The sequence below is a fragment of the Collimonas sp. PA-H2 genome (assembly GCF_002564105.1).
Taxonomy (GTDB): Bacteria; Pseudomonadota; Gammaproteobacteria; order Burkholderiales; family Burkholderiaceae_D; genus Collimonas.
This window is the reverse complement of record NZ_PDBX01000001.1, coordinates 1034991-1061835: the sequence shown is the minus strand read 5'-3', so window position 1 is coordinate 1061835 and position 26845 is coordinate 1034991. Positions and strand designations below refer to the sequence as shown.

Here is a 26845-nt window from a genome sequence, read left to right as displayed (position 1 = left end):
ACGCAACCAGTGTGGCCAACAGGGAAAAACATGAACACGTCCAGAGAGACAGTGAAATTAGCGACCATGGCGACGCTGCTGGCGTGCAGCCTGTGGAGCGCTGTCGCCCTGGCGCAAGCTGCCCAGGGACAGCAGGCGCCATCAGCTATTCCTGGCGCCGCGCGCGGGTCGACGCCCAAGTCTTCTCCCTATCAGCCGGTGAAGATACCGAAGCACGCCAAGGCTTTCTACCAGGCTTATGGCGGCGTCGACAACCTGAGCGTGCGTCAAACCGCATCAGGCAACCTGATCCGCTTCAGCTACCGCGTTACCGACCCCGCCAGAGCAAAAACATTGGGTGAAAAGAATGCGGAACCTTACATGATCGGGCAAAAGAGCCACGCCTTGCTGCAAATCCCGGTCATGGACAAAATCGGCCAGCTGCGGCAAACCGGTACGCCGGAAATCGGACAGGAGTACTGGATGGTGTTTTCTAATAAAGGCAATCTGATCAAAGCGGGGGAGCGGGTCAATGTAGTGATCGGTTCCTTTCATTTTGACGGACTGCTGGTCGAATAAGCGCCTGTGGGCAATCTGTGATGGATGAGTTGAGATAAACAAGCTGAGGAGGATGCACTCATGAACCGATTTCTCTGGCTGGCCTTTGGCCTGGCCTCACTGGCGGCCACGCCCGCCATGGCAGTTACCGCGGCTGCCAATGCCACGGCTGGCAAAGCCGTCAAAGCCGCAGCAATAGATAAGGCCCCGGCCAGCCGCCTGAGTGCGGCGCAGATCGTCGACAGGAATGTGGCGGCGCGCGGCGGACTGCAAGCCTGGCGTGCGATCGGCAGCGTCAGCATGACGGGGAAAATCGATGCCGGCGGCAAGAAGGAAACCGCGCTGCCGTTCGTGATGACCATGAAGCGGCCGCACAAGAGTCGCTTTGAGCTGCGCTTCCAGGAACAAACGGCAGTGCAGGTATACGACGGTACGCAAGGCTGGAAGGTCAGACCTTTTCTGGGACGCGATGAAGTCGAACCCTACACGCCTGCCGAAGCCAGATCGGCCGCTACCTTGGCGGATTTGGACGGTCCGCTGATTGACTATGCTGCCAAGGGCACGACGGTTGAGTTGCTGGGCATGGAGCCGGTGGAGGGACATAGCGCCTACAAGCTGAAGCTGACGATGAAAGACCACGTCCAGCGGCGCATGTGGATAGACGCCAAAAGTTTCCTGGAGCTGAAAATCGACGGCGAACCACGCAAACTCGACGGCAGGATGCACAACGTCGCCATTTACTACCGCGACTACAAGACCGAAAACGGCCTTACTGTGCCATATCTGATGGAGACTGTGGTCGAGGGCGCCAAAGCGAGCCACAAGATAAGCATTCAGCGTGTGACGCTGAATCCGCCGGCGGACGACGCCATGTTTGCGAAACCGCAGTTGACGGTGGCCAAGGTATCCAGCCAATAGAGGATGGTCGACTATGAAACTGCCTTCAAATCAGATCGCGGTGCTGGCGTTTGCCGCTTGCATGGCGGCAGGCCCTTCAGCGCCTGTCTTGGCGCAAGGGACGGCACAAGAATCGGCGGCGGGGCAAGGCAGCGAGCATGGTTTGAGCGCGGCCCAGATTGTCGAAAAGAACGAAGCGGCGAGAGGAGGGGTGGATGCCTGGCGCAAGATCCAGACCATGGTCTGGGTCGGGCATGTGGAGAGCGCGAATGTTGCTGTGTCGACTCTGCCGTTTGTGCTCGAGTTGAAACGTCCAAACAAGACGCGCTTTGAAATCACAGCGCTCAACCAAGTGGCCGTGCGCGTCTATGACGGCACCAATGGATGGAAATTACGTCCGACCCGCGGCGGCAAGCCGGACTTGCAAGCCTACACGCCGGATGAGCAAAAATTCGCGCATGAGGAGCAGGTCATCGATGGTCCCTTGATCGATTACCAGGCCAAGGGGATAGCCGTCAGCCTGGACGGTCTTGATGAAGTGGAAGGCAACAAGGCCTATCGGTTGCGCGTCAAATTGCCGTCTGGCGCCAGTCATCACGTGTGGATCGACGCCCGGACTTTTCTGGATATCAAATACGACCGTGAAACCCGCAGCGTGATCGGCCAGACAGCGACGATATCGGTGTTTTACCGCAATTACCAGAATGTCGAAGGTTTGCAGATTCCGGCCACTATTGAAACCGGCCTAGGTACAGGCCAACCCAAGAATAGGCTTGTGATCGAAAAAATTGCGCTCAATCCGCCGCTGGAAGACTGGAGATTCGCCAAACCGGGCACGCAGGGACGTAACGAAGCGGTTTCGATAGGCGGCGCTTCGCAGGCAACCCGGGAAACCGGTCGGCCGGCCCGCTAGCCATGGCTGCGCAACTGTCGCGGCTGAATGTGGAGCCGATCTGGCCGGCTCCGCGGATGGGCGACGGGGAGCGCGCTTGTGTCAGGATAAAAAAAATTTTTCGTGGAATTGTTTTTGCACGAGTGCAGCGACCCGCATCGCTTGCGCTTGTGCTTTTTTTTGTATTGGCGCTTGATGCCGGCACCTTATCTGCCGCGCCGGCAACACTTGCAAGCGCCAGCGTGAGCAGCGGTGGCAATCCGGCGGCAGACGTCGGCGAAGCGATCTTCCGGCGCGGCATACAGGGTTCGGGCGAGCCGCTCGAGGCCACCCGCGAGGCTGGCGTACGGCTGCAGGGGGCGGATGCGGCCTGCATCAATTGCCATCGCTCCAGCGGTCTTGGCGCCAAAGCCGGCCGCAACACCATTCCGCCGATCACCGGCCGCTATCTGTTGCATCCGCGCAGCAAAAATATGGAGGACATGGATCTGCCCTACGTCGACGGCATACGCGTCGATCGCGATCCGTATACCGATGAGACCATCGCCAGGGCCATCCGCGCCGGCCTCAATTCCGAAGGCCAGCCGCTTAGCTATCTGATGCCGCAGTTCGCGCTGAACGACACCGACATGACGGCCTTGATCGCCTATCTGAAGCGTCTCGACAAACGCAGGCCGCCTGGAGTCACGGATACGGTATTGCACTTTGCCACCATCATCACGCCAGATGCCGATCCGGTGAAACGGCGCGGCATGCTGGATGTGCTCGAGCACTACTTCGCCGACAAGAACGCATCGCCGCTCGGTGCAACTCCGCGCCTGCGCAGCTCGCGCAAAATGATGTTCATGGTGAATCGCCGCTGGCAGCTGCATGTCTGGGACCTGACCGGCCCTGCGGCAGGCTGGGAGCAGCAGCTGAAACAGCATCTGGAAGCGGAGCCGGTGTTTGCGGTGGTGTCGGGATTAGGCGGCAAGACCTGGGCGCCGGTGCACGCCTTCTGCGAACATGAGGAAATACCCTGTCTCTTTCCGAACGTCGAGACGCCAGTCGACGCCGGCAGCGGCTCTTATTCCCTGTATTTTTCCAAGGGGGTCATGCTGGAAGCGGATCTGATCGCAAAGAAGATTCTCGACGCGGGCAATGGCGCTGTAGCAAAGAGCGTGCGTCAGATCTATCGCGCCGACGACAACGGCGAGGCTGGCGCCCGGGAACTTGCCGCGGCATTGAAACTTCATGGCATTGCTGTCTCAAGCCGCGTGCTGGCGCCTGGCGAGAGCGTGGCCAAAGCGGTGCGCGGGTCAGCAAACGTGGATGCGCTTGTTCTGTGGCTGCGTCCAGCCGATATTGCTGCGCTCGCCAACACGGCAGCGCCGGCCGTTGTATTCATGTCTGGACTGATGGGCGGACTCGAACGCTCGCCGTTGCCGCCGAGCTGGCGCGGCGTCACGCGCCTGGCCTATCCCTTCGACCTGCCGGACCGCCGGCGCGTCCGCGTCGACTATGCGCTCGGCTGGTTCTCGATCCGGCGCATCCCGGTTGTCTCTATCCAGGTGCAGGCAGATACCTATCTTGCATGCGGCCTGCTTGCAGAAACGCTGAGCCATATGGTCGACACGTTTGTCCGCGACTACCTGGTCGAGCGCATTGACGACATGCTGGAACGCCGGATCCTGACTGGCTATTATCCGCGCCTGACGCTTGCATCGGGTCAGCGCTTTGCCTCCAAGGGAGGATTTATCGTCCGTTTCGCCGAACCTGACGGCGTGCGGCTGGTGGCTGACGGCGACTGGATTGTGCCGTAGCGGCGAGATGGCGCGAGATCGATGAAGTTGGTTGAATTTTAGGAGTAATTGCCATGAATACAGTCATCAAATCCTTGGCTGCTAGCGTCGCGCTGGCGGTGCTGGGGAGCATTGCGCCGCTGGCCCTGGCCGCTAGCGTGTCCGCTGTAAACGCGCCTGATCCGCACGCTCACCATCATCATATGATGTCGGAGATCATGCGTTCGACGGTGGACTATACGCCGCCGCCGGTCTCGCTGACGAGGGAGGACGGTAAAGCCGTGTCGTTTATCAATGAACTCAATGACGGCCGGCCGGTCATCCTGACTTTTATCTATACCACCTGTACTTCGATCTGTCCGATGATCAGCCAGACTTTATCGCAGTTGCAGACTGACCTCGGCAGCGATCGGGACAAGGTGCACATGATGTCGATTTCGATCGATCCGGAGCAGGATACGCCTGCGCGTCTGAAAGAGTACGCAAGGAAATACGGAGCGGGACCTGAATGGCAGCATTACACCGGGACGGTGGCGGCGAGTATTGCAACGCAGCGTGCCTTCGATGTCTATCGCGGCGACAAGATGAACCATAACCCGGTGACGTTGCTGCGTGCGGCGCCTGGCAAGCCTTGGTTGCGGATCGATGGTTTTGCTACGGTGGCTGAGCTGCTGGGCGCCTACCATGAATTGGTAGCGTCGAAGTGAGGGAATGGTACTCTCCAATTAAATAAGGCGGTAGTTAAATGGGGTCGGAGTTTTTTTTCGCGGTCTTTTGCGAAAATTACTCCGACCCCATTTAACGGGCTACGGAGTACGCGCGGTTGCAATCGACGTTAGGTTCGTGCGTAACTAAAACGGTTGCTACTCCGTGGATGCTTGCCGGGGGTAGCCCGGCAGCTAGTCACTTTTTCTTGCTTCGCCCCCTCGCCGGGCGCAAGAAAAGTAACCAAAAAGAAGGGCTGGAGCACCGCTCCTGCCGAAGCCGTCACCTCCGCAGGAGGTCCCCAAATCCGGCGCGTGCCAGCCGGGTGGGGGACAAACTCGCCTTCGGCTCAAACATGTCCCCCACAATTCCCGGCTGCCACGCGCCGGATTTGGCAACGTCTCAATGCGGAATTCAAAACCAACTTCAAAAGCAGCGTCAACTTCAACTTCAACTTCAACTTCAACTTCAACTTCAACTTCAACTTCAACTTCAACAGTAACTTCAACAGCAAATCGGCCATCGATTTTTATTGGTTGCTTGAGGAGAATATTTCGCAGTTGCTGGTAGCTGGTCTTTAGCTACTTGCTTGCCCTACCTTGCAAAGCGCGGCGGGAGTAAACGCGAGGCGTTTCCGAGGGCTTTATCGGGCGTGCTTCATTGCGGAAAGCAGGTCGATTTACCAGGCTGAGGATAACTACCCATACACCCCCTAAATGGAGGGAATATACCCAGTAGCTTTTAAGACAAGCCGTAGTAATCTACAGATCATAGGGGTCGGTCTCGCAGGGTCTTCTAAAAAATAAAGCATAGAAGAACCGTCGAAAAAAATACCATACGCCGGCCTAGGGAGAATAATAATGACGCGTCTCGCTGCCGCCTGTTTGGAGCATCCTGCGCCGGCCCCTAACCAACGGCGCGCAGGTTTCACGCTGCTTGAACTGCTCGTCGTCATCGTCATCATCGGCCTTCTCGCCGGGATGGTCGCTCCCCGTTATTTCGACCAGATCGGCAAATCCAATACCAAAATCGCGCGTGCCCAGATTGTGTCTCTGGAGAAAGCGCTCGATCAATACCGGCTTGACATGGGGCATTACCCCAGTACCGACGAAGGCCTCGACAGCCTTTTCGTGAAACCCAACAACGAAGAAAAATGGCAGGGGCCGTATCTGAAGAAGGCTGTGCCCATGGATCCATGGGGCCGTCCTTATATCTACAAATCGCCTGGCGACCATGGCGAACTGGACCTGAGCACGCTGGGCGCGGATGGACAGCCTGGCGGCAGCGGCGAGAATGCCGATGTCGGCAATTGGATGTCTAACTAGGCGGCCGCCATGAACAATCCGCCCGTCACCCGCGTCGCCGAATTCGACATTGTAGCTAAAGCCAAGGCTGGTGCGATGCGCTCGCTGCGATTAGCCGCCATCGATGCGGCGGCGGCGACCCGGCTCGCCGAAAGAGAGGGCTTGCGTGTCCTGTCCTGCACGCCGCACCGCAACAGTTTTTCCTGGGGCGGCCGGGGCGTTGCCGGCGTCACCCGCACACGCCTGGATATCGCTCTGTTCGCACACGAACTGGCGTCGTTGCTGGACGCGGGACTGGGAATCATCGACGCCCTCGAAACCCTGGCCGAAAAAGAGCGCCTGCTGGAAACCAGGCGCGTATTCGAAAAAATGGTGCAGGCGCTGAAGGAAGGACGCAATTTCTCCGCAGTGATGGGCGAACGGCCAGATGTCTTCCCGCAACTGCTGGTCGCCAGCATCTCCGCCAGCGAGCAGACCGGCGACATGGCGGCAGCGCTGCGCCGCTACTCCGCCAATTTCGAAACCCTGCGCACGATCCGCTCCAAGGCGCTGGGGGCGGCAGTATACCCATTGATGCTGCTGGGGGTAGGGTCGCTGGTGGTGTTGTTCCTGCTGGCGGTGGTGGTGCCGAAATTCTCCACCTTGATTGAGTCTACCCGGGGCGAGATCCCGTTTGCTTCGCAGGTCCTGATACAGCTCGGTAAAACCATCCATGCCCACCCGCAATTGGTCGCCGCTTTGTTTATCGGCGTCTTCCTGGCGCTGATCTGGGCGATCCGCCATGCTTCGCGTGCGGGCTGGAACCTGCCTGTGCTGCAGCGCCTGCCCATCGTCGGGCCGCTGATCAGGATGTTCCGCCACGCCCAGTTTTATCGCACCAGCGGCATGCTGATCGAAGGCGGCATTCCCGTGGTTCGTGCGTTCGACATGTGCGGCTCGCTGCTGACGCCGGAAGACAACCGCAAGCTGGTCCGCGCGGTGGCGTCGATTCGGGAAGGGGGCGCCATCGGCCCGGCCTTGCAGCAGGTCGGCCTGGCCGATCCGGTGGCCTTGCGCATGCTGATGGTGGCGCAACGCACCGGCAAGCTGGCCGAGATCCTGGCGCGCATTGCCGCTTTTCAGGAGGCAACCCTGAGCCGCGCCATCGATGTGGCGACACGCTTGTTCGAGCCGGTGTTGATGCTGTGCATCGGCCTCGTTATCGGCGCCATCGTGGTGCTCATGTATTTGCCGATTTTCGACCTTGCATCCAGTATTCAGTGACCGCCATGGACAACGTCTACACTCCCGCTTTCCGTCCCGCCAGAAGCGCCTTGGATGCAGAATCCATCCGCGAGATACAGGAACAGACCGGCTCCACGCAGCAGACAATCGAACAGATTGCGGAGGGCTTCGGCGACGATGCCGCCGCTTATCTTGTGGCGGCCGCGGCTTACTTCAGGATGCGGCCGGTGACGATGGTGATGATGCGGCAGCTTAAGCCGGATTTTGAACTGCTGTCGTTCATCGAGGCCGGCAAGCGCCTGTGCGTTGCGTTCATCGAACCCGCGGGGGAATTGCTGCTGGTGACGACGGATCCTTTGGATGTGCGCACCCGCGCCTGGATCAATGCGCGCTTACGCAATCGCCCCGAACAGCCGGTCAACTGGGGTATCGCCACTACCGGCGATGTGCGCTCTTACCTGGCAGTCATCGAGAAAACGGTGCGGGCAATGGATTCGGTTGGTATTGCCGACACCGTCAACACGATTGACCACAGCGCCTTGTCGATCTCGATCGAAGACATCAGCAGCACCGAGAGTACTATCGTGCGCCTGGTCAATTCGACCATCTATGACGCATTGCGCGCCGGCGCCAGCGATATCCACCTCGAAACCCAGCCGCAAGGCCTGAACATCAAATACCGGCTGGATGGCGTCCTGAGCATGATCAAGCGCCTGGACGGCAGCGATCTGGCGAACCAGGTGCTGTCGCGCATCAAGGTGATTTCCGAACTCGACATTGCGGAGCGCAGGATTCCTCAGGACGGCCGCTTCAAAGTGCTGGCCGAAGGGCGCGAAATCGATCTGCGTGTCTCGATCATGCCCAATCTGTTCGGCGAGGATGCAGTGCTGCGTGTGCTCGACCGCTATCATTTGTCGGGCGAACTGCAAACCTTGAGCCTGGAAACCCTGGGCTTCGCCGAGCCGGCCAAGGAATTCGTACGCCGGCTGTCGCAACTTCCCTACGGCTTGCTGCTGGTGACCGGACCTACCGGCAGCGGCAAGACCACCACCATCTATGCGGCAATTACGGAAATCAATACTGGCCTCGACAAGATCGTGACAATCGAGGATCCGGTCGAATACCAGTTGTCCGGCGTGCTGCAAATCCCGGTCAACGAAAAAAAGGGGCTGACCTTTGCGCGCGGACTGCGTTCGATACTGCGCCACGATCCGGACAAAATCATGGTGGGTGAAATACGCGATCCGGAAACCGCGCAAATCGCGGTGCAGGCGGCGCTTACCGGTCACCAGGTATTTACCACAGTGCACGCCAATAACGTGTTCGACGTCATCGGACGTTTCACCAACATGGGAGTCGATTCCTATAGTTTCGTCTCTGCCCTCAACGGCATCCTGGCGCAACGGCTGGTGCGCATCAATTGTCCGATGTGCGTCACCGGCGATCACCCTGACAAGGAACTGATAGTGCGCTCGGGCCTGGGTACTTCCCCCATGGCCCTGTCCAGTTTTGATTTCAAGCACGGAGTAGGGTGCGCGCATTGCCGCGGCAGCGGGTTCAAGGGCCGGCGCGCGATCGCGGAGACGCTTTCGCTGAACGACACTTTGCGCGATTTGATGGTGGAGCGCGCCGCCATTTCCAAGATCAAGCATGCGGCCCGGCAAAACGGCCTGAAAACGCTGCGCGAAGCGGCGGTTGCCCTGGTGGCGGCAGGTATGACCACTCTTGAGGAGATCAATCGTGTTACGCCTGTGGAATAAGCCGCTGCAAATCGTGATCGAGCCGCATCAAGTGACGGCGTCGATGTCAAAAACCGGCCTGCGGCAGGACGACATCGTCGTGCCGGTCGCCAAGCCCGAAGCTGCGCCAGCTACATACGATGGCATCGGCAAGGCGATTCGCGACATCTTGCCGCAGCTGGGCAGCAGATCAGAGCGCGCCGTGTATGGAGCCAGGCTGAATGTCGAAGTGGCCGATACCCTGGTTCACTACGATGTCCTGAATATTGATGCACGCCGCCTGCCGGCGGACGAGCTGGATCGCCTGGCTGCGCTTGGCATGGCGGATACCTTGGGCATCGATTCCAGTTCGCTGGTGATGCGTTGTTCGGTCCAGCTGGATGGTTTGAGCGCGGTCGTGTGCGGCATGCCGGCGGCCCTGACGGATGCGATCAGGCTGGCCTGCGACGATGCCGGATGCCGCCTGAACCGGCTGGAGCCGGGCTTCGCGGCATTCTGGAACGGTTACTTTGCACGCAACAAGAACCACAGCGCACTATTGGCGCGTTTGCGCGGCAGCGCTTTAATGCTCGGCTGGCTGCAGGACGGCAAATGGCAGGCGCTTGCCGCTGAACGCTTATCGGAAAATGACTGGCCCGCCTTGAGCGACAGCTGCGAGGCATTTTGCCGCCGCCTGTGCGTGCCGGACTACGCTGGATTGCCGATATATTTCGACGCCGACATAGGCGATATCCCGGCCGCGGCGCGCAGCCGCTGGCAACGCCTGTCGCCGCGGCCGGAGGTGGCTGCCGCAGCCGACACAACATCCGATTTGGCCTCGAATTTCGCCTAGGAGCCAAATATCATGGCCTCTCTCCAAAAACTGGATCTGGATTTTTCCACCGAGCGTCGCAAATTGCCGTCGATCGGCGTGGCGCTCCTGATGGCGGGCGCCGTGGCAAGCATCTATGCGGGTGTGCAGCTGTCATCGGCTTATAGCGCGCGCAAGGCCCAGCAGACGGTGTATGACGCCATGGTGCTGCGCCTCCATTCGGTCAAGAATGCCGACCAGGTTGGCGCCAAGGTCACGCCGGCCGAGCTGCAGAATTTTAAGAACGCGGCACAGATCGCGGGCCAGTTGAACACACCGTGGGATCGCCTGCTCAAAGTACTCGAATCGGCGCCGATGGAGCATGTGGCCTTGTTGTCGGTGGAGCCGGTCGCTTCACGCCGGCAATTGCACCTGGTCGGCGAGGCGAAAGATCTCGCCACCATGCTGGATTACTTGTCCTATCTCCAGGGCCAGCCAGGCTTGCAGCGCGTCGTCCTGACTTCGCACCAGATACAGACGCAGCCCGGCTCGCCGGTCCGCTTTCAAATCCAGGCGCATTGGGAGGAGCAATGAACCGCATAAGCTCAATCGCGCTGGTGCTGCGTTATGCGCTTGCGCGCCGCATCGGCTGGCCAGGCGCAGTGGGCATCCTGATGCTAGCCCTGACCTTGATCGTTGCTCTGGCAGTGGCGCCGCGCTGGGAAAAAAATGCCGGCGAGATCAAGCTGCAGACCGGCGCCGCGCTGGTCGATCTGAACCGGGCCCGGCTCGAACATCGGATCCAGCCAAAAACCAGCGAGCAGTTGCTGCGCTTTACCGCCTGGTTTCCGACGATTGACCGCAACGCAGGCGATCTGCGGCGCTTGATGGAGCAAGCTGAGCTGGCCAAGCTAGATCTGGTCAAGGGCGAATATCACATTTCGGATGCGCAGGGCGCGGCCTTCGTCAGCTATGAAGTGGTGCTGCCGGTGAAAGCCAGCTACGACACCTTGCGCGGCTTTATTGCCGGCGTGCTCAACGCCATACCCAATGCTTCGCTGGCCGAACTGCATATCGAACGCGCGGCGGTGAACAGCACGATCCAGGATGCGCGTATCCATTTCACTTTTGTCTACCGCGGAGCCTGACATGCGCAACCGATTCTCACGGCGGCAAATAGGACTGGTGCTGGTTGCGGGCGCGCTGGTTTCCTATGGCGCCATGGTGTTTTCGGGCGGCTCTGCCGAATCCGGAGTGATTGAGCCGGTGACGCGAAGCGCAGGCAATCATCAAGCGGGGACCGGCAAGCCGGGCGCGGCAGAGGCCACTCTGCCAAAAACGATAGCGCCGCCGGTACGGAGCAGCCTGGATCAGACCGCAGCAAACAATTTATTCGCCGCCAACAGCTGGCTGCCGCCGCCACCGCCGCCGCCCAAGGAGTTGCCGCCGCCACCGCCGCCGCCGCCGACCGCGCCGCCCATGCCTTTCAATTTTGTCGGACTGCTGCAGGATCAAGCCAAGCCTACCGCGTTTTTGGCGAAGGACGACCAGTTATTGCTGGTGACCACGGGAGACACCGTGGAGGGCACCTATCGCATCGATTCCGTCAGCGCCAAGGAAATTGTCCTGACCTATCTTCCGCTCAACCAGCGGCAATCCATTTTGATTTCCGGGGGGCTGTAATGCGCCTTATCCAAACCATGTCAAAAAGCTGGCATCGTCCGGCTGCGCTGCTGCTGATCATGGGCGCGCTGGCCGGTTGCGCGACCCAGCAGCTGCACTCGGACGGCCAGCGTCAAATCAAGGAAGGCCATGTCGCCGAGGGACTCGCCAATATGCGCGAAGCGATGCGGCAGGATCCCGGCAACCTGCCGTACAAGCTTGACTACATCAACCGTCTCGACGAAGAAACAAAAAAATTGATACGGCAAGGTGATGAGCAGCGTTCGGCCGGCGACACCAAGGAAGCGCGTAATTCTTATCTGGAGGCGCTGCAGCTTGATGGTTCCAACGAGCGCGCCCGCCGTGGAGTGTCTGACATAGACATGGACGTGCGCCATAGGGACATCCTGGCCGAAGCCGAGAAAATGTACGCCGCCGGCAAACTGGATATGGCGCGCGAACGCACCATGGTGGTGATACTGGAAAATCCATCCAACCCCAATGCGCAGCTGTTGCTGCGCAAGGTGAATACCGAGATCGATTCCCAGCATCGCGCCAAAGAGGCATTGACTGCCTCGCAATCGGTGATGAAAAAGCCGGTCACGCTGCAGTTCCGCGACGCTAATCTGCGCATGGTGTTCGAGGCTTTGTCTCGCACTACCGGCCTCAACGTGATCTTCGACCGCGACGTGCGCCCCGATCTGAAAACCACCATCTTTGTACATGAAGGCTCGGTCGAAGACACCGTCAATCTGATCCTGCTGCAGAACCAGCTCGAAAAGAAGGTACTCAACGTCAATACGATGTTCATTTATCCGGCTACCGCGGCCAAGCAAAAAGAATATCAAGAGCTGAAAGTACGCACCTTCCATATTTCGAACGGCGATGCGAAATACATCCTGACAGTGCTCAAGTCGGTGCTGAAGATCAAGGATGCCCTGGTCGACGAACGCACCAACACGCTGGTCTTGCGCGATACGCCGGAGGCGCTGGATGTCGCCGCCAAGGTCATCGCGGCTCACGATCTGGCGGATGCAGAAGTGATGCTGGAAGTCGAAGTGCTGGAAATTTCCCGAGATCGCCTGACCGACCTCGGCATAAGCTGGCCCAACAGCGCCACCATATCGACCCCGACCGGGGCCGCCGGCGCGCTGACGCTTGGCGCCCTCGGCGATCTGACGCGCGGCCAGCTGCAGGTCACGCCATTCTCGCTGGGCATAGGTTTCAAGCTGCAGGATACCGATGCCAATCTGCTGGCCAGCCCGCGCATCCGCGTGCGCGACCACGAAAAGGCGAAGATCCTGATCGGCGACAAGGTGCCTATCATCACCAATACCGTGACGCCGGTGCAGACCGGCGCCTCGGTGGTCACCGGTTCGATCCAGTATATCGACGTCGGCATCAAGCTTGAAGCCGAACCGCATGTCTATCCGGAAGGGGAGGTCGGTATCAAGCTGAACCTGGAGGTCAGCAATATCGTCAAGGAAATCTCTGGGCCTTCCGGCTCGCTCGCCTATCAGATCGGCACCCGCAGCGCATCGACCAGCCTGCGCCTGCGCGACGGCGAAACCCAGGTGCTGGGCGGCTTGATCAGCGATTCCGATCGCAATGCCGCCGCCAAGGTTCCCGGCCTCGGCCAATTGCCTATCATCGGACGCTTGTTCTCCGAGCATAACGGCGACCATACCAAGACCGAGATCGTGCTGTCGATCACGCCCCGTATCGTGCGCGCCCAAGGTATTGCCGAAGACACCATGCGCGATGTCTGGTCCGGTACCGAAACCACGATTCACTCTGGCCAGTTCCGCCTTGATCCGATTTCCAGCGTGTCAGGCACCAGTAGCGGCGTAAGCAGTAACATGCCGCGCGCCGACGCTGCGCCGGCGCCTGTGCCGGCAGCTGCGATAATGCCGCCGGCGGCGCCGGTCGCGGTATCCGCACCTACGGTGCCGCCGGTTACTCCAGCCATCCTGAACGGTGTGGCGCCGAGTGCGCCGGCGCCATCGGCGACGCAGCCGCAAGGAGTCGGGACAGTCGTCAATCCAGCCCCGTCCGATGGCGCCTATCCGTCTGCGCCCATGTCTGCACCGCCTGCGCCAGTGCCGGAATCCGCCAAGCCGCCGATGGATGAGTCGGCGCTCCTGTCGCCCGATAATGCACCGGCCGCAGCGCCCGTCGCCGCCACGGCGGCGATGCCTGCGGCTGCGCCGGTCGCCGAGATGCCTGCGGCAGCCATCGCCGCCGCGCCTGCAAGCGCCGCACCGGTCGTGGTTGCAGCTGCCATCCCGGCAGTAGCGGCAGATACCGCAAACAAGAACGCTCAATCGGCCAGTCCGGCAGTAAGCCTGGCGCCGATGGCGGGCGCCAGTGCGAATACGAGCAACGGTAGCGCTAACATTTCCAATGGCAGGCCGCAGATCACTTGGGGCAAGCTTGAAAACGTCAGGGCGGGGGATCAATTCAAGGTCACGCTTAACGCCGCAAGCTTCGATGGCGTTCATTCGCTGCCGGTCTACATCCGCTACGATCCGCGGGTGCTGTCCTTCGTCAGCGCCAGCCCGGGAGAGGTCAGCAGCCGGGTCGGCGTCAGTAACATCGATCCCGTCATCAACGATGCCGCCGGCCGCATCAACATGACGCTGGACGCCTCCGCCGGCAAATTCTTTGCCGGCTCGGGCGCGCTGATGAGCCTGACATTTGCCGCCAAGACATCGAGCAAGCAGACGCAAGTGGATATGCAGCTGGCGCAGCTCGGCATCGCCGGCGGCAGCGCTTTGCGGAATATATCCCGGCCACAACCGCTGATGCTGAAGATCGAGCCATGAAAACGCGCGGATTTACGCTCATAGAGCTGGTCATCACGCTGGCCCTGGTTGGCCTGGTGGCGCTGGTCGCCTTGCCGCTCTATGAAATTTCGGCAACGCGCCTGAAGGAAACCGAGCTGAAACTGGCCTTGCGCCAGATCCGTATCGCCCTGGATAACTATAAAACCGCAGCCGATACCGGCCAGATTACGAAAGAATCCGGCGACTCCGGCTATCCGCCTTCGCTGGAGGTATTGGTGAACGGCGTCGAAAATGCCAAGGATGTGAATCATTCGCGCCTGGTATTCCTGCGCCATGTTCCGCGCGACCCGTTCTACCCCGATCCGGCCCAGCCGGCGGAACAAACCTGGGCCTTGCGCAGTTATGGCAGTCCGCCTACCGACCCGGTGCCGGGGAACGATGTGTACGACGTCGCATCGCTCTCTGCCGGCAAGGGCTTGAACGGCATCGCCTACAAGGAGTGGTAGCCATGTTACGACCATCGCCACTCTCTCGCAGCAAGCCTCCCGGCTGGCAATCCGGCGGCAACCGGCATGGCTTTACGCTGATCGAAATGGTGATCGTCATGGCGGTGATCGGTCTGCTGTTGACGCTCGCCGTGCCGCGCTATTTCGTCGCACTTGATAACGGCAAGGTCAAGGTGCAGCAGCAAAACCTGGCAACCATGCGCGACGCGCTCGATAAATTCTTCGGCGATCAGGGCCGCTATCCGGAAACACTCGAGGAACTGGTGCAGAAGCACTATTTGCGTAGCGTCCCGGTAGACCCGGTTACGGAGAGCCCGAACTGGATCGCCATTGCTCCCGTCGATCCCGCCTTGAGCGGCGTTTATGACGTGCGGAGCGCGGCAAAGGCAGCGGAGAGTGAGAATGTTAGCGCAACCACAAATTAAGCGCACCGCGCGCGGCATCGTCTTGCTGGCGCTGCTGTTGACCCTGGCGCTGATGGCGGTGGCGCTGATGGGAGCGGTCGAAGTCTGGTCGTTCGAGCGGCAACGCGAAACCGAGGCGGAGTTGCTGTATGTCGGCGACCAGTACCGGTTGGCGATCGAACACTACTATTACGCCACGCCCGGGGCCGGCAAGACGCTGCCGGCGAGTCTTGACGACCTGGTTGAAGATCAGCGTTTTCCGGTGCCAGTGCGGCATTTGCGGCGCGCCTATGCGGATCCGGTCAGCGGCCAGGCATTTGAATTGCTGCGCAACGGGGAGCAGATCAGCGGCGTGGTCAGCGGTTCGACCAAGACGACCATCAAGCGCAGTGGCTTTTCTCGCGCCGATAGTGCATTTGAGGGATTTGAGACCTACAATCAATGGAGATTCCTGTTTAGTCCACCTGTAGCGGGGAAAAGCAGCCGTAAATTGCCGTCGCCATTGTCGCATCCACCCGTAGCCAGCGGAGGAAAGCCATGACCTACCGAATTCTGATAGTCGAGGACCACAATCTGCTACGGCACGGGCTGCGCTCAATGATCACGGCGTTGCCCAGTTATGAGGTGGTGGGCGAAGCGCGCGAAGGAAAAGAGGCCATCCGCGAGGCGCTGTCATTGCATCCGGATATGATCCTCATGGATCTGTCGCTGCCTGGCATGAACGGCATCGAGGCCACGGCGCAGATAAAAAGGCGCATGCCGGATATCCGCGTGCTTGTGCTGACGGTCTACAAGACCGACGAATATGTGACGGAAGCGCTGCGGGTGGGGGCGGACGGCTATGTCTTGAAAGATGCCTCGTACGATGAGTTCGTGATTGCGATCCAGACGGTCATCAGCGGCAAGAAATATATTTGCCCCGACGTCTCCATGCACTTGATCAACGATTTCCTGCATCGATGCGATACGCCGAAGGCGGTGACGCCCTGGAACAAACTGACCGCGCGTGAGCGCAGCATTCTCAAGCTGGTCGCAGAGGGACGCACCAATCGCATGACCGGCGAATTTCTCAATATCAGCGCCAAGACCGTCGAAAAGCATCGCGCCAATCTGATGCACAAGCTCGGTCTGCACAATTCGGCTGAACTGATCCTGATGGCGCTGGACATGGGGTTGATCGAGCATGTCAGCCATTCCTCGCACGGCATCAACGGAGCGGCCGGCGGCCCGGCTTTGTCGTCAGATATCTCTTCTAAGAAAAAGCCTGACAGCACAGCGACTCCGCCGGAATGACCGTCCGGCGGCGGTTACTAAGTACTGCTTCAGCTCCGCGGCAACTTGCCGCGGGCAATCCGGCCGTCATTACCGTTCGCAGAAAATCTTGATGCTCTCGCCGCAGCTTGCGGCGCTATCCTTTAGCGGTGCGAATATGCCATGCACCAGCCATTAGGATTGACCGGTCCTGTCACGACTTTACAAGTGCCAGTATCCGCCCCTGGCGATGCTGGGGGAGTGTATGCCGCACAGTCGGAGCACATTTTTCCATCCTTGGGGACGTCTTGGTAATGGAGCATCCCCTTGTTCATGGAGCCGGCCTTGGCCGGCGGCGAGTGAGTCGCGAGAGGAGTCAATATGATCGCGCCCAGCACGACGCCGCTACGGCACAGCATATTCCGGCGCGAGTATTTTTTGTTCTGATTCATGACGTTTCCTCCCCAAGTGAAATAATGCGACTTGGACAGCCCACATCAATCCATTGCGCTCGCGTTGAGAATCGGTAAACGCCTGACTGCCGTCAGAACATAAACCACGCGTACGCATAAAGAGTGTTGTTATCCTTGGCGTCTCTGAGCGTCCCGTCGTAGTTTGTTTTGCTGCCGTTGAACTTGGTATAGCCGGTGTATTGCAGTCCGAATCGGACAGTCATCTGGGGATCCCAGTCGAGCCTGAAGCTCGGCCAATAATTCAGTTCGACGATATAACCCGAGGTATCCGGTTTGCCGTTGTTGGTCCCGAATCTCGTGAAGTCGGCGTCGCCGCTGACATTGAATACGGCGCCTGTAATGCCGTAAGTGCGGTCACGCAGATAAGTCACCTTGGCCCTGGTCGAGCGCAGATGCGAGGAGGGATTATCGTTGCTGGCGTTAGGGAAGCCAGTCCGCCACTCGGCTCTCTCGCTGATGGTGGAAGCCTGGGCCGTAATGATATGGTGATCGTCTTTGCTGAAGTACTGGTACTGCATATCGAATCCCAGGTCGCGGAAACGATCTCCCGGAGTCAGTTGGTCCGGGGTGTTGACCGAGGCGATGGCGCCGAAATGGCCGACCGAGAAATTCTGCTGGTCGTTGCCGAAAGTGTAGGCGATGCGCCAGTAAGGATTGCTGCCTGAAAGCGTGACCCTGTCAGCAATGGCTGTACCGGAGCGCAAGACCGAGAGCGCGCCCTTGGCGGTCTGGTAGGAAGTCGCTTCTAGATACAGCGAGTCGAGCACGTACGCGTATGCGCCAAGGCCGGCTACCCGGGAACCCGATTCGAGGAATGTCGATGGGCCTAAGCCTGGAGATGCGACGCTCGGGGCATAGTATGGATAACTCCAGGCCGGCACCGAATTGAAGACGTCTTGAACGGTAGGGTTATTGTGCAATGTCAGGCCAATAAACGATGGCTTTTCTTCGGGGCCGAACATTTTCACCAGGCGCAGATCAACGTTGTCGACCGCACCGTGGTGATGAAATGTATGATCGTCATTCGTTGCGAGATTTTCGTAGGTCCATTGGACAAAGCCGCCCGCATTCTCGGTGAATTTACCACCTGAGAAAAGGCTGACAACCTCTACGACAGCTTCGCGGTTCTTGCCGTAAAGTTGTTCGCCGGTTGATTTGTCCGTATTGTTCCGGATCGAATTGGCGGAAATGACCGTCATCAGGGCCAGCGGAATTTTCTCGCGTTCGCCCAAGGTATATCCGCCCAGCTTGAATTTTCGTCCAAACGGCGTTAGCTCGGGAAAGATGGTGTGGCAGGAAGCGCACTTTAAGGCAGTTTGCCGCGCATATAGAGGAATGGCGTCAGCGTTAGAGATTAATCCCAAAGGAATAAGCAGCCACAACGTAATTGCAACGCGTTTCAGGAACGTGTACATATTGTTCATTGTGAATCTCCCCTGATCATTGGATTGCCGGCACAGCGCAATACACAATCGTATGAGTAGAAATTAGGCCGTCTGAAGCGACATGTCATTGGGGGGATGTACTACGATTGCTTCGTCATGCTCCCCCATAACGATGCGCAAGATCTGCGCCTCGTTTGACTCAAAATGCGTTTTCAGCAGCCAGGAGGGATCGGTGCTGCATGATCCTTGTAGGCCAGATTACATTGTTGCAATGAGGAAATAAAGTGTATTTGTAAATTTTCCCTGGCCGTGGCGACGTGCAGTATGCAATTGTCTGCAGGGTGGGGGGGGCTGGGACGACCGGAATTTACAGAGGGGACCTGGTTTGTCATTGCCTAACCTCGAGCCAGAAATTTTCTGTTCTATAAACTGGCATTACATTTCATTCGACTCTATTTCTATTTTTCCGGGCCGCTAGATGACGCGCGAAAAAAACCACCGGCCAAGTGGCTTTTTCAAAATTCATATTGTTTGAGTAGATCTGGTTGAGCGCTTCATATGGCATGTTTTTCCGCCGAAGCGTTCACCATGGAAATTTGATGGCTCATCATTTCTCACCCAGCCAAACTGTATTGACCCCGGATCCAGCGTTCGCAAGCTTATGCCTGCATCCGCTAGCTGCGAAAATTGATAGGTATTTTTGACAGGTATTTATTTCGCCAGTCGCTTGCTACTCTGAATGAGCATCATCACAGTGACGCGTATGTCGTGATCACTGAAGTGTTTTAGTTCGTCACTTTACTCAACTCATCCTAGGAGTTTAAAAATGTCAACTCAAACTGCCGCCGTTTCGTGGGGAACCAGCTCGCCGTCGATCCGTGTTTATACTTCCAATGGCTCTACAATCACTGAACGTTGCTACGACGGATCGAAGGGTTGGTACACGGGCGCCTTTAAGCAACCAGGTGAAAATGCCTCTGCAACCAGCTGGTTGAACGGAAGCGCTATCCATATCCGCGTCTATGCAACCACGGGTAGCCAAACGACCGAGTGGTGCTGGGATGGTGAAGGTTGGTACAAGGGTGCTTACACCGGCTAGTTTTGTGCCAATGAAGCGCGAAACAAATCAAATTCCACGCGCTCATCGACAATAGGCGAAGCCGGGTCTTGCAATGACACCGATGCTGTTCGTCGCTGACCTGTTTTTTGCCTATAAATAAAATCAGCTCCGTAGTCCGTAAATTGCCCTGGGCAAGGAGCTGATTCTTCACATGCTACCGAGTCGTGCGAACGTTACAGAATCGGCTCACCAACATGTCGTTTCGTGGTGCGTTCGACCGAGTACGCGATGCTGCTTGCTTAGCGCATCCAGAATTATTTGATCAAATCCGGGTGTTTCAATTCCATGATTTGCGTGCGAAAGCTGGCACCGACAAGGAAGAGAGCAATTGCATTGAAGCGGCGCCAAATCAACTTGGCCACGCTACGCAAACAATGAGGGTGGGCATCACCGAGGAAAATTGGTGAAACCAACAAAATGACGCCAGAATTCATTCGGCGAAGATCGCTATATTGATTTGATGAGGCTCACAGAAATGCGGGCCTTTTTTGTTTTTAATTTCTGCGCATGCGTTGTTGCATGCTAACGACAAACATTGCTCGAAACAGTCAGGTTGAGCAAATCGAATAGAGCAGAAATGACTAGCCAATTCAAATTTTGCGGAACTGTTTAAAAATTGCGGAACTGAGTAGAGGACAAAGAAAAAGGCCCCCATTGCTGGGGGCCTTATCTGTACTGCTTATTCGTGGTAGGCCGTGCGGGATTCGAACCTGCGACCAACGGATTAAAAGTCCGCTGCTCTACCAGCTGAGCTAACGACCCGAAAGACCGCTATTATAGACAAAGTGCATATCAGGTGTCAAACCCATATGCGCTTTTATTTGCGAAATCCGCAAAATAATATTCGGCGCCTACTTCAGCGCGGCCAGACGCTCTTTGCCCGTCTGTGCTGCCTGCGTGTTCGGATACTGCGACAGCAGTTGTTCCAATGCGCGCTTCGCCTGCGGCTTGTTCTTCAGCTCGGTGTAGTTGCTGGAGATGCTCAGCAGTGCATCCGCGGCCTTTGGGTTGTCGGGATACTTCGTCACGACCACCTGCAGGGCTGCGATTGCATTCTTGTAGTCGCGCAAGGCATAGTAGGCGCTACCCAGAAAGTATTGTGCTGACGGCGCCAGACCTGAGTCCGGGCTGCTGCGCACAAAGTTGGAGAGACCTGTGATTGCCGTCTTGTAGTCGCCGGACTTGAGGGGCGCCAGCGCTGCGTCATAAGCTTTCTGATCGTTGGCGCCGATGTTGACTTCCTGGCCGTCGACGCTGACCTTTTGCGGTTCCAGCTTGCGCAGGCGGGTATCCAGGTCGACGTAGAAATCTTTCTGGCGCTGCTGCGTATTGGCCAGCTCATTGGTCAGCACTTCGATTTGTCCGCGCAGCTTGGCCAGTTCCTGATTCAGGCGCTCGTTCTGGTCCGACAGGCTGAGCGAACTGGTTTTGTCCGCCTTGGCGTCGACCCGTGCATTGACCGCGTCAATCTTGGCGCGTATGTCCAATATCGCCCGACGTGCTTCATCGTCGTCAAACAGCCCGGCGTGGGCGGTCGGCGCGGAAAAAACCGCGGCCAGCATGGCCGCGGTCATCGTAGCTTTGAAGAACGTCCGCATCATTATTGATAAACGATATCTGAACGGCGGTTTTCAGCGTAGGAAGCTTCGTCGCTGCCGGTTGCCTTAGGCTTTTCCTTGCCCAGCGAAACTGCTTCGACCTGGGTGTCGGATACGCCTAACAATACCAATGCCTTGCGAACCGCTTCAGCACGTTTTTGTCCCAGCGCCAGGTTGTACTCGCGGCCGCCGCGGTCATCGGTATTGCCTTGGATGATGATCTTGCGGCTCTTGTGGCTGTTCAGGTACTGGGCGTGCGCTTCGACCACGGCCTTGAATTCATCCTTGACGATATAGCTGTCGAAGTCGAAGTAGATGCTGCGCTTGGAGAGGATGCCGCCTGGCTGGTTCAGCGGATCGCTGGAGCCGGCGTCAACCGTATTGACCGAACGTGCGTCTGCGCCGGTGGCGCCGCTATCGACTACCGGAACTGCCTTGTCGTCCAGCTTGACAGGGGATGAGCAGGCAGCCAGCAAAATGGCGCTAGCAACGATAAGGGCAAAGTTTCTGATATTTAGCATTTTTTAATTCTCCAGAGTGGGAAACGAACGTCGATTCAAAGTAAAACCTGATTATTTCATGAAAGGACCCCAAGTAGGCTCCCGTATATCGCCTGCCTGCATAGTTAAACGCTGTTTCACGCGGCCGTCAACTGAGACCACTGCCAACGAACCGCGGCGCCCTGATTCAGTGGCGTACATGATGTATTTGCCGTTGGGTGAAAAACTTGGGGATTCATCCTTGACCGTATCTGACAAACGCTGCTCCTGGTTGTTGGTCAGGTCCAGCGCGTACAGCTGGAAGCGGCCGCCGCGCTGCGAAATATACGCTAATGTCTTGCCGTCCGGTGAAATCCGCGGGCTGATGTTGTAGCTGCCGCCGAAGGTCACGCGCTGGGCGTCGCCGCCGTTGGCGCTCATCTTGTAGATTTGCGGGCCGCCGCTGCGGTCGCTGGTGAAGTAGATGCTCTGGCCGTCAGCCGAAAACTGCGGTTCGGTGTCGATGCCGTTGGTCTGGGTCAGGCGGCGCAGGTTGCCGCCGTCGCTGTTTACCACGTAGACCTGGGTCAGGCCGTCGCGCGCTAGCGCAATCGCCAGCTTGCTGCCGTCCGGCGACCAGGACGGCGCCGAGTTGCTGCCCTTGTAGTTGGCCACCACGATGCGCTGCTTGGTAATCAGGTTCTGCACATACACCACCGGCTTCTTCGCTTCAAACGAGACGTAGGCCACCTTGGTGCCGTCCGGCGACCAGGCCGGCGAGATGATCGGTTCATTCGAGCGCAAGGCCACTTGTGTGCCTTCGCCGTCGGAGTCGGCTACTTCCAGCCGGTATTCCTTGCCGGCCTTGATGATGTAGGCGATGCGGGTAGCGAAGGCGCCGCGCGCGCCGATCAGTTTTTCGTAGATGTCATCGGCGATCTTGTGAGCGGTAACCCGCGTGTACTGTGGCGCGGCAGCCATCGCCAGGGCCGATAGCTGGGACGATTTGACGGTATCGAGCAAACGGTAGCGCACATCGAAACGGCCGTCGGCCAGGCGCTGCACGCTGCCCACCACCAGGGCGTCGGCGCCGCGCGCTTTCCAGTCGGGCAGGTTGACCTGGCTGGCTTCGGAGATGACGTCACCGGTATCGATGATCTTGAAGAAGCCGCTGCGCGCCAGGTCGGCCTTGATGATGGCGGTGACCTGTTGCGGCGCCAGGTTTTCATCGCTGAAGCCGGCGATGGCGATCGGGATCTGGCTGGCGCCGACGCCGGAAGTTTCGATGCGCAGCTGGGCGCTGGCCGGGACGCTGGCAACCAGCGCGCTCACCGCAAGTCCGAGGACTGCGAATATTTGATGCAATTTGTTTTTCATGGCTTACTGATCTTTCGGTCTATGAGTTCCGATAAAGCTGGATGGTACAGTACCGGTCTTGTCTTTCGGATAAGGCGCCGCTTTCTCAATCGCGCGTTTCACCGCTTCGTCAAAGCCGGATACCCCGGAGGATTTCTTCAGTCGAATGCTTGCCACCGAACCGTCGGGAAGCAATTGGACATCGAATTGCACGTCAGGGTTTCCGGCCAGGCTTTCAGGCACATTAAAGATAATGTTCGACTTGATCTTGGCGCCTACCTTTTGTCCATAGCCAGGATCGCCGCGCGGCCCTTGCGACTGGGCAGCGGTGCCGCTGCTGTTGGCGCCGCCGTTGCCGACCGCCTGGCCCAGCATGCGCTTCATTTCATCGCTGCGGCGCTTGGTTTCAGCAGCGGCATCGGCAGCCTGTTTCTTCTTGGCGGCGTCGGCTTCCAGTTTCCTGGCAGCGTCCTGCTTCTGTTTTTCCTGGGCAGCGGCCTTGTCCTTGGCGGCTTTTTGCTCGGTCTCCGCTTTCAGCTTGTCCTTGCGCTCTTCTTCAGCTTGCTCTTTTTGCAATTTCTGTTGTTTTTCCAGGTCTTCCTGACGTTGCTGGTCCTTGCGCTCCTGTTCTTTGCGCTTCTTTTCCCTTTCCAGGGCGATTTCAGGATCCGGCTGCGGCGGCGTCACCACCTTCGGCGGCGCGGTTTCCTGCACCACCGGCTCCGGTTTCGGCTCGGGCGTAGGCTGCGGCACAGGGGTCGGCTCCGGGGCTGGCGGCGCGGCTTCCTTGATGTCCGGGCTCCAGACTTCAGCTTCCACGGCGATCGGCTGCTGGCTCTGCCAGTGAATGCCGAACCACAGGAATGCAAACAGGGCGGCATGCACTGCCGCTGCAAGGATGATGGCGCGGATGCTGCCGGGTTCTTTTGGTACGGAATACGGGGAGTTGCCTGTCATAACCAGATCGTCACTTTGTCGCCAGTCCGACGCGGTTAATGCCCAGCATCTTGGCCTCGGAAATGACCTGGATCACTTCATCGTACTTGATGTCCTTGTCGGCCGAAATCATCACCGGCATGTCGGGTTTGTCGGCGTGCAGGGCTTGCAGCTTGCGTTTCAGACCGTTGCGCGGCACCGTTTCAGCGACGCTGGTGCCGCTCTTCTGGCCGTTGATGCGCAGGCTGGTCTGCTGCTCAGGCTTCAGGGTGATCTCGATATATTCGGTCGGCGGCGTCGCCGATTTCGCCGCATTCGGCAGATTGATGACGCTCGGATTGGTGAGCGGCGCCGAGACCATGAAAATCACCAGCAGCACCATCATCACGTCGATATACGGCACGACGTTGATTTCCGCCTTGAATTTGCGGGGGCGGCCACCGCGCATGGAGGAGCCGGACATCAGCGGGCCTGACGCTGCAAGATGTTGGAGAATTCTTCGATGAAGCTTTCGAAGCGGATCGCCAGACGGTCGACGTCATGCGAGAAGCGGTTGTAGGCAACCACCGCAGGAATCGCGGCAAACAGGCCGATTGCCGTGGCGATCAGGGCTTCGGCGATACCCGGCGCGACCGCTGCCAGGGTAGCCTGTTGCACGTTGGCGAGGCCGCGGAATGCATTCATGATGCCCCACACGGTGCCGAACAGGCCGACGTACGGCGACACCGAACCGACCGAAGCCAGGAACGCCAGGTGCGATTCCAGTGCATCCATTTCGCGCTGGTAAGCCGCGCGCATCGCGCGCCGGGCGCCGTCCAGCAGTGCGGCCGAGTCGTTGCCGCCTTTGTGGCCGAGCGAAGCCTTGACCTTGTTGAACTCGTCCATGCCTGCTTCGAAGATGCGTTCCAGCGCGCCGGTCTGGCTGGCGCCTTTGCGGCGGTTCGAGGTAGCGTCCTGGTACAGGGTGGCCAGGTTGCCGCCCGACCAGAATGCGCGTTCGAACTCTTCCGTCTGGCGGCGCGCGCTGCGGATGGCGAACATCTTGCGGAAAATGTAAGTCCAGCTCATCACGGAGACTGCCAGCAGCAGCGCCATGACCAGTTGTACTAGTACGGAGGCATTGGTAATGAGGGTGATAAACGAAAGATCTTGGGTGACAGTCATGGATAGCGGTCTTGAGGAATGGTCTTAGGTTTAAGTAAAAGACTTAAACAGTGAATTGTAAACGTAAAGTGCTTACCGCAAAATTAGCAATTGCTGAAGGAATTGTTACCGGACGTTATCGCTTACCCTGGATTTCTTGCAATGTTGCTCAGACCATACATGGGGTAGGAAGGTTCAAGAATTGCTGCGGTGAACTATCTTGTCGAGTACATTAAAGCAAGCTTCATGCCGCTGCCGGTGTCTTATGGCTGGTGGGCTTGATCTGGTGCAGTACCTGCTTCGGAATGCCTTGCGGCCGGAAGGTGGCGGCATTGACGCAGGCCACGCTGATGCGGCCGGTCGCCAGCAAGGTCGGCTTGTCCTCCCCCAGGCGCCAAGCCTGCTGGATGAAGTCGACGCTGGCGCGGCCAAGGCGCTCGACCACGACCGTCAATTCCAGCTCATCATCCAGTTTGGCCGGCGCGTGATAGTCAATGCTGGTGCTTTTGACGATGAACATGACGCCGTCAGTCTGTTCCAGGGTGCGCTGGCCAACGCCAGCCGCGCGCAGCCATTCAGTGCGCGCGCGCTCGAAAAATTTCAAGTAATTGGCGTAAAACACCACGCCGCCGGTATCGGTGTCTTCGTAATAGACACGGATGCGCCAGTGAAAGTCCGGGTGAGAAGTTGTCTGGCTCATCGTCTGTCGTGCTTCTGTCGTAGGGAGGAATCAGGAAGGGCTGGCTGCAGCCTGGAATTGCGCTGCAGCCGCTTCGGGTTGGTTTTGCTTAGTTGCTTTACTTAATTGCGTTACTTAATTGCGTTTGATGCTCATGCCGGCAAAGCCCTGGCAGGTCGGCATCATTTCAATCCGGTTGATGTTGATATGCGGCGGCAAGGTGGCGACCCAGAACGCGGTATCGGCGATGTCGCCTGGCGTCAGCGGCTGCGTGCCTTCATAGACCTTGGCTGCGGCTTCATCGTTGCCGCGGTAGCGCACGTTGGAGAATTCGGTGCCGCCGCACAGGCCGGGAGCGATATCGGTGGCGCGCACGCCGGTGCCGACCAGGTCGGCGCGCAGGTTCAGCGTGAACTGTTTGACGAAAGCCTTGGTGGCGCCGTACACATTGCCGCCCGGATACGGATATTCACCGGCGATCGAACCGAGATTGATGACCGTGCCGCGGCCGCGCGCCACCATGCCTGGCAGCACCAGGCGAGTCATGGTCACCAGCCCCTTGCAGTTGGTCTCGATCATGGTTTCCCATTCTTCCAGCGAAGCCTGCTGCGCCGATTCAACGCCCAGCGCCAGGCCGGCATTGTTGATCAGGACATCGATATCTTGCCAAGCCGCCGGCAGGGCGGCCAGCGCGCTGCTGATCGAAGCCTTGTCGGTGACATCCATGACGATAGGCAGGACTGCCGCGCCGAGCTCGGCGGCCAGCTGATCCAGCCGGTCCTTGCGGCGGCCGGTAGCGATCACCTGATGACCGTTTTTAGTGAATTTACGTGCCATTTCGGCACCGAAGCCAGCCGTTGCGCCAGTTATCAAGACAATCATGATCCATGCTCCTATTGTTGCAATACTGAGGCCCCGTTAGGCAATAAGTTGGGCATTTGTGCTGGCCGTAGCTGGCGCGCTGCTGCGTTGCCCACCGCTTGCAGTGCTCGCACTGCGGCGCGGCGGGCGCCTTGCATCGCATCCGGCTACGGCCGCCCAAATGCCCAACTTATTGCCTAACGGGCCTGAAGCGGGAAATTGTAGCCCAATTCGGCGAGCGCGCCGTTGACAAACTGGGCAGGCCCAGGCTGGAACGGCCGATCCTGCGCTTTCATTAGAGGTCCAACGATGTTTGCTTTGGTGCAAGTTGCACCAG

General features: G+C 58.5%; 30 protein-coding genes and 1 tRNA gene. 20 read left to right on the top strand and 11 right to left on the bottom strand.

Going from position 1 to position 26845, the window contains the following annotated elements; all coding sequences use genetic code 11:
* The first annotated feature begins 30 nt into the window (after positions 1 to 30).
* From BCF11_RS04835 to BCF11_RS04755, 18 genes are all read left to right on the top strand, one after another.
* Positions 31 to 558, top strand: coding sequence for a hypothetical protein (locus BCF11_RS04835; protein ID WP_233212372.1), 528 nt, complete (start codon positions 31 to 33; stop codon positions 556 to 558).
* A 60-nt stretch (positions 559 to 618) separates the two neighbouring features.
* On the top strand, positions 619 to 1455 hold the full coding sequence (locus tag BCF11_RS04830; protein WP_098493734.1) for an outer membrane lipoprotein-sorting protein: 837 nt from the start codon (positions 619 to 621) through the stop codon (positions 1453 to 1455).
* 13 nt (positions 1456 to 1468) lie between these two features.
* A complete protein-coding gene (locus BCF11_RS04825; protein WP_233212371.1) occupies positions 1469 to 2347 on the top strand; it encodes a hypothetical protein in 879 nt (292 codons plus the stop codon).
* A gap of 56 nt (positions 2348 to 2403) precedes the next feature.
* Positions 2404 to 4128, top strand: coding sequence for a cytochrome c (locus tag BCF11_RS04820; RefSeq protein WP_098497326.1), 1725 nt, complete (start codon positions 2404 to 2406; stop codon positions 4126 to 4128).
* A gap of 53 nt (positions 4129 to 4181) precedes the next feature.
* Positions 4182 to 4814 (top strand): SCO family protein, encoded by a 633-nt coding sequence (locus BCF11_RS04815; RefSeq protein ID WP_098493733.1) that lies wholly within the window; start codon positions 4182 to 4184, stop codon positions 4812 to 4814.
* Between the two features lie 171 nt (positions 4815 to 4985).
* On the top strand, positions 4986 to 5393 hold the full coding sequence (locus BCF11_RS27910; protein WP_158229142.1) for a hypothetical protein: 408 nt from the start codon (positions 4986 to 4988) through the stop codon (positions 5391 to 5393).
* Between the two features lie 279 nt (positions 5394 to 5672).
* A complete protein-coding gene (gene gspG, locus BCF11_RS04810) occupies positions 5673 to 6137 on the top strand; it encodes a type II secretion system major pseudopilin GspG (protein WP_098493732.1) in 465 nt (154 codons plus the stop codon).
* Between the two features lie 9 nt (positions 6138 to 6146).
* Positions 6147 to 7379, top strand: a complete 1233-nt coding sequence (locus tag BCF11_RS04805) for a type II secretion system F family protein (RefSeq protein WP_098493731.1) — start codon at positions 6147 to 6149, stop codon at positions 7377 to 7379.
* Positions 7380 to 7384: 5 nt separating this feature from the next.
* Entirely contained in the window at positions 7385 to 9100 is a 1716-nt protein-coding gene (locus BCF11_RS04800; protein ID WP_098493730.1) for a GspE/PulE family protein, read from the top strand.
* Entirely contained in the window at positions 9081 to 9911 is an 831-nt protein-coding gene (locus tag BCF11_RS04795; protein WP_098493729.1) for a hypothetical protein, read from the top strand. The genes BCF11_RS04800 and BCF11_RS04795 overlap by 20 nt, the downstream gene beginning before the upstream one ends.
* Before the next feature lie 12 nt (positions 9912 to 9923).
* Positions 9924 to 10463 carry a PilN domain-containing protein gene (locus BCF11_RS04790; RefSeq protein WP_098493728.1) on the top strand — a complete coding sequence of 180 codons (540 nt, stop codon included), beginning with the start codon at positions 9924 to 9926 and terminating at the stop codon, positions 10461 to 10463.
* Positions 10460 to 11017 (top strand): hypothetical protein, encoded by a 558-nt coding sequence (locus BCF11_RS04785; RefSeq protein WP_098493727.1) that lies wholly within the window; start codon positions 10460 to 10462, stop codon positions 11015 to 11017. Before BCF11_RS04790 ends, BCF11_RS04785 begins: the two co-directional genes overlap by 4 nt.
* Position 11018: 1 nt before the next feature.
* Positions 11019 to 11552, top strand: a complete 534-nt coding sequence (locus tag BCF11_RS28135) for a hypothetical protein (RefSeq protein WP_098493726.1) — start codon at positions 11019 to 11021, stop codon at positions 11550 to 11552.
* Positions 11552 to 14356, top strand: coding sequence for a cohesin domain-containing protein (locus BCF11_RS04775; protein ID WP_098493725.1), 2805 nt, complete (start codon positions 11552 to 11554; stop codon positions 14354 to 14356). Before BCF11_RS28135 ends, BCF11_RS04775 begins: the two co-directional genes overlap by 1 nt.
* Complete coding sequence (locus BCF11_RS04770) at positions 14353 to 14823, top strand: type II secretion system protein (RefSeq protein WP_098493724.1); 471 nt, start codon at positions 14353 to 14355, stop codon at positions 14821 to 14823. The genes BCF11_RS04775 and BCF11_RS04770 overlap by 4 nt, the downstream gene beginning before the upstream one ends.
* Before the next feature lie 2 nt (positions 14824 to 14825).
* Entirely contained in the window at positions 14826 to 15248 is a 423-nt protein-coding gene (locus BCF11_RS04765; protein WP_098493723.1) for a type II secretion system protein, read from the top strand.
* The gene (locus tag BCF11_RS04760) at positions 15226 to 15768 is read left to right on the top strand and encodes a hypothetical protein (protein ID WP_098493722.1); all 543 of its coding nucleotides are present in this window, start codon (positions 15226 to 15228) and stop codon (positions 15766 to 15768) included. Before BCF11_RS04765 ends, BCF11_RS04760 begins: the two co-directional genes overlap by 23 nt.
* Positions 15765 to 16520 (top strand): response regulator transcription factor, encoded by a 756-nt coding sequence (locus BCF11_RS04755; RefSeq protein WP_098493721.1) that lies wholly within the window; start codon positions 15765 to 15767, stop codon positions 16518 to 16520. Before BCF11_RS04760 ends, BCF11_RS04755 begins: the two co-directional genes overlap by 4 nt.
* Positions 16521 to 16642: 122 nt before the next feature.
* Here BCF11_RS04755 and BCF11_RS28275 read toward each other — a convergent pair whose 3' ends face one another.
* A complete protein-coding gene (locus BCF11_RS28275; RefSeq protein WP_255407839.1) occupies positions 16643 to 16801 on the bottom strand; it encodes a high-potential iron-sulfur protein in 159 nt (52 codons plus the stop codon).
* A 221-nt stretch (positions 16802 to 17022) separates the two neighbouring features.
* Positions 17023 to 18375: a cytochrome C gene (locus BCF11_RS04745; protein ID WP_098493719.1), complete on the bottom strand. Its 1353-nt coding sequence runs from the start codon at positions 18373 to 18375 to the stop codon at positions 17023 to 17025.
* Positions 18376 to 19162: 787 nt separating this feature from the next.
* Here BCF11_RS04745 and BCF11_RS04740 point away from each other — a divergent pair.
* Both BCF11_RS04740 and BCF11_RS27435 read left to right on the top strand, forming a co-directional pair.
* Positions 19163 to 19435, top strand: coding sequence for a fucose-binding lectin protein (locus BCF11_RS04740; RefSeq protein ID WP_098493718.1), 273 nt, complete (start codon positions 19163 to 19165; stop codon positions 19433 to 19435).
* A gap of 215 nt (positions 19436 to 19650) precedes the next feature.
* Positions 19651 to 19863, top strand: a complete 213-nt coding sequence (locus BCF11_RS27435) for a hypothetical protein (protein WP_143751258.1) — start codon at positions 19651 to 19653, stop codon at positions 19861 to 19863.
* A 279-nt stretch (positions 19864 to 20142) separates the two neighbouring features.
* Here BCF11_RS27435 and BCF11_RS04730 read toward each other — a convergent pair.
* From BCF11_RS04730 to BCF11_RS04690, 9 genes are all read right to left on the bottom strand, one after another.
* Positions 20143 to 20218, bottom strand: a tRNA-Lys gene (locus BCF11_RS04730).
* A gap of 89 nt (positions 20219 to 20307) precedes the next feature.
* On the bottom strand, positions 20308 to 21054 hold the full coding sequence (gene ybgF / locus BCF11_RS04725; RefSeq protein WP_369827834.1) for a tol-pal system protein YbgF: 747 nt from the start codon (positions 21052 to 21054) through the stop codon (positions 20308 to 20310).
* Between the two features lie 2 nt (positions 21055 to 21056).
* Positions 21057 to 21575: a peptidoglycan-associated lipoprotein Pal gene (pal, locus tag BCF11_RS04720; RefSeq protein WP_098493715.1), complete on the bottom strand. Its 519-nt coding sequence runs from the start codon at positions 21573 to 21575 to the stop codon at positions 21057 to 21059.
* A 51-nt stretch (positions 21576 to 21626) separates the two neighbouring features.
* Positions 21627 to 22910: a Tol-Pal system beta propeller repeat protein TolB gene (gene tolB / locus BCF11_RS04715; RefSeq protein ID WP_098493714.1), complete on the bottom strand. Its 1284-nt coding sequence runs from the start codon at positions 22908 to 22910 to the stop codon at positions 21627 to 21629.
* A gap of 3 nt (positions 22911 to 22913) precedes the next feature.
* Positions 22914 to 23846: a cell envelope integrity protein TolA gene (gene tolA, locus BCF11_RS04710; RefSeq protein ID WP_098493713.1), complete on the bottom strand. Its 933-nt coding sequence runs from the start codon at positions 23844 to 23846 to the stop codon at positions 22914 to 22916.
* A gap of 10 nt (positions 23847 to 23856) precedes the next feature.
* A complete protein-coding gene (locus tag BCF11_RS04705) occupies positions 23857 to 24288 on the bottom strand; it encodes an ExbD/TolR family protein (RefSeq protein ID WP_098493712.1) in 432 nt (143 codons plus the stop codon).
* Entirely contained in the window at positions 24288 to 24989 is a 702-nt protein-coding gene (gene tolQ / locus BCF11_RS04700) for a protein TolQ (RefSeq protein WP_061942953.1), read from the bottom strand. Before tolQ ends, BCF11_RS04705 begins: the two co-directional genes overlap by 1 nt.
* Before the next feature lie 223 nt (positions 24990 to 25212).
* A complete protein-coding gene (ybgC, locus tag BCF11_RS04695) occupies positions 25213 to 25668 on the bottom strand; it encodes a tol-pal system-associated acyl-CoA thioesterase (RefSeq protein ID WP_098493711.1) in 456 nt (151 codons plus the stop codon).
* A gap of 114 nt (positions 25669 to 25782) precedes the next feature.
* Positions 25783 to 26529: an SDR family oxidoreductase gene (locus BCF11_RS04690; protein WP_098493710.1), complete on the bottom strand. Its 747-nt coding sequence runs from the start codon at positions 26527 to 26529 to the stop codon at positions 25783 to 25785.
* Between the last annotated feature and the right edge of the window lie 316 nt (positions 26530 to 26845).

Bases quoted from the DNA above. Each gene is read 5' to 3' on its own strand.
- BCF11_RS04835 (WP_233212372.1), top strand. From the start codon at position 31: ATGAACACGTCCAGAGAGACAGTGAAATTAGCGACCATGGCGACGCTG.
- BCF11_RS04830 (WP_098493734.1), top strand. From the start codon at position 619: ATGAACCGATTTCTCTGGCTGGCCTTTGGCCTGGCCTCACTGGCGGCC.
- BCF11_RS04825 (WP_233212371.1), top strand. From the start codon at position 1,469: ATGAAACTGCCTTCAAATCAGATCGCGGTGCTGGCGTTTGCCGCTTGC.
- BCF11_RS04820 (WP_098497326.1), top strand. From the start codon at position 2,404: ATGGGCGACGGGGAGCGCGCTTGTGTCAGGATAAAAAAAATTTTTCGT.
- BCF11_RS04815 (WP_098493733.1), top strand. From the start codon at position 4,182: ATGAATACAGTCATCAAATCCTTGGCTGCTAGCGTCGCGCTGGCGGTG.
- gspG (WP_098493732.1), top strand. From the start codon at position 5,673: ATGACGCGTCTCGCTGCCGCCTGTTTGGAGCATCCTGCGCCGGCCCCT.
- BCF11_RS04805 (WP_098493731.1), top strand. From the start codon at position 6,147: ATGAACAATCCGCCCGTCACCCGCGTCGCCGAATTCGACATTGTAGCT.
- BCF11_RS04800 (WP_098493730.1), top strand. From the start codon at position 7,385: ATGGACAACGTCTACACTCCCGCTTTCCGTCCCGCCAGAAGCGCCTTG.
- BCF11_RS04790 (WP_098493728.1), top strand. From the start codon at position 9,924: ATGGCCTCTCTCCAAAAACTGGATCTGGATTTTTCCACCGAGCGTCGC.
- BCF11_RS04785 (WP_098493727.1), top strand. From the start codon at position 10,460: ATGAACCGCATAAGCTCAATCGCGCTGGTGCTGCGTTATGCGCTTGCG.
- BCF11_RS28135 (WP_098493726.1), top strand. From the start codon at position 11,019: ATGCGCAACCGATTCTCACGGCGGCAAATAGGACTGGTGCTGGTTGCG.
- BCF11_RS04775 (WP_098493725.1), top strand. From the start codon at position 11,552: ATGCGCCTTATCCAAACCATGTCAAAAAGCTGGCATCGTCCGGCTGCG.
- BCF11_RS04770 (WP_098493724.1), top strand. From the start codon at position 14,353: ATGAAAACGCGCGGATTTACGCTCATAGAGCTGGTCATCACGCTGGCC.
- BCF11_RS04765 (WP_098493723.1), top strand. From the start codon at position 14,826: ATGTTACGACCATCGCCACTCTCTCGCAGCAAGCCTCCCGGCTGGCAA.
- BCF11_RS04760 (WP_098493722.1), top strand. From the start codon at position 15,226: ATGTTAGCGCAACCACAAATTAAGCGCACCGCGCGCGGCATCGTCTTG.
- BCF11_RS04755 (WP_098493721.1), top strand. From the start codon at position 15,765: ATGACCTACCGAATTCTGATAGTCGAGGACCACAATCTGCTACGGCAC.
- BCF11_RS28275 (WP_255407839.1), bottom strand. From the start codon at position 16,801: ATGCTCCATTACCAAGACGTCCCCAAGGATGGAAAAATGTGCTCCGAC.
- BCF11_RS04745 (WP_098493719.1), bottom strand. From the start codon at position 18,375: ATGAACAATATGTACACGTTCCTGAAACGCGTTGCAATTACGTTGTGG.
- BCF11_RS04740 (WP_098493718.1), top strand. From the start codon at position 19,163: ATGTCAACTCAAACTGCCGCCGTTTCGTGGGGAACCAGCTCGCCGTCG.
- BCF11_RS27435 (WP_143751258.1), top strand. From the start codon at position 19,651: ATGTCGTTTCGTGGTGCGTTCGACCGAGTACGCGATGCTGCTTGCTTA.
- ybgF (WP_369827834.1), bottom strand. From the start codon at position 21,054: ATGCGGACGTTCTTCAAAGCTACGATGACCGCGGCCATGCTGGCCGCG.
- pal (WP_098493715.1), bottom strand. From the start codon at position 21,575: ATGCTAAATATCAGAAACTTTGCCCTTATCGTTGCTAGCGCCATTTTG.
- tolB (WP_098493714.1), bottom strand. From the start codon at position 22,910: ATGAAAAACAAATTGCATCAAATATTCGCAGTCCTCGGACTTGCGGTG.
- tolA (WP_098493713.1), bottom strand. From the start codon at position 23,846: ATGACAGGCAACTCCCCGTATTCCGTACCAAAAGAACCCGGCAGCATC.
- BCF11_RS04705 (WP_098493712.1), bottom strand. From the start codon at position 24,288: ATGTCCGGCTCCTCCATGCGCGGTGGCCGCCCCCGCAAATTCAAGGCG.
- tolQ (WP_061942953.1), bottom strand. From the start codon at position 24,989: ATGACTGTCACCCAAGATCTTTCGTTTATCACCCTCATTACCAATGCC.
- ybgC (WP_098493711.1), bottom strand. From the start codon at position 25,668: ATGAGCCAGACAACTTCTCACCCGGACTTTCACTGGCGCATCCGTGTC.
- BCF11_RS04690 (WP_098493710.1), bottom strand. From the start codon at position 26,529: ATGATTGTCTTGATAACTGGCGCAACGGCTGGCTTCGGTGCCGAAATG.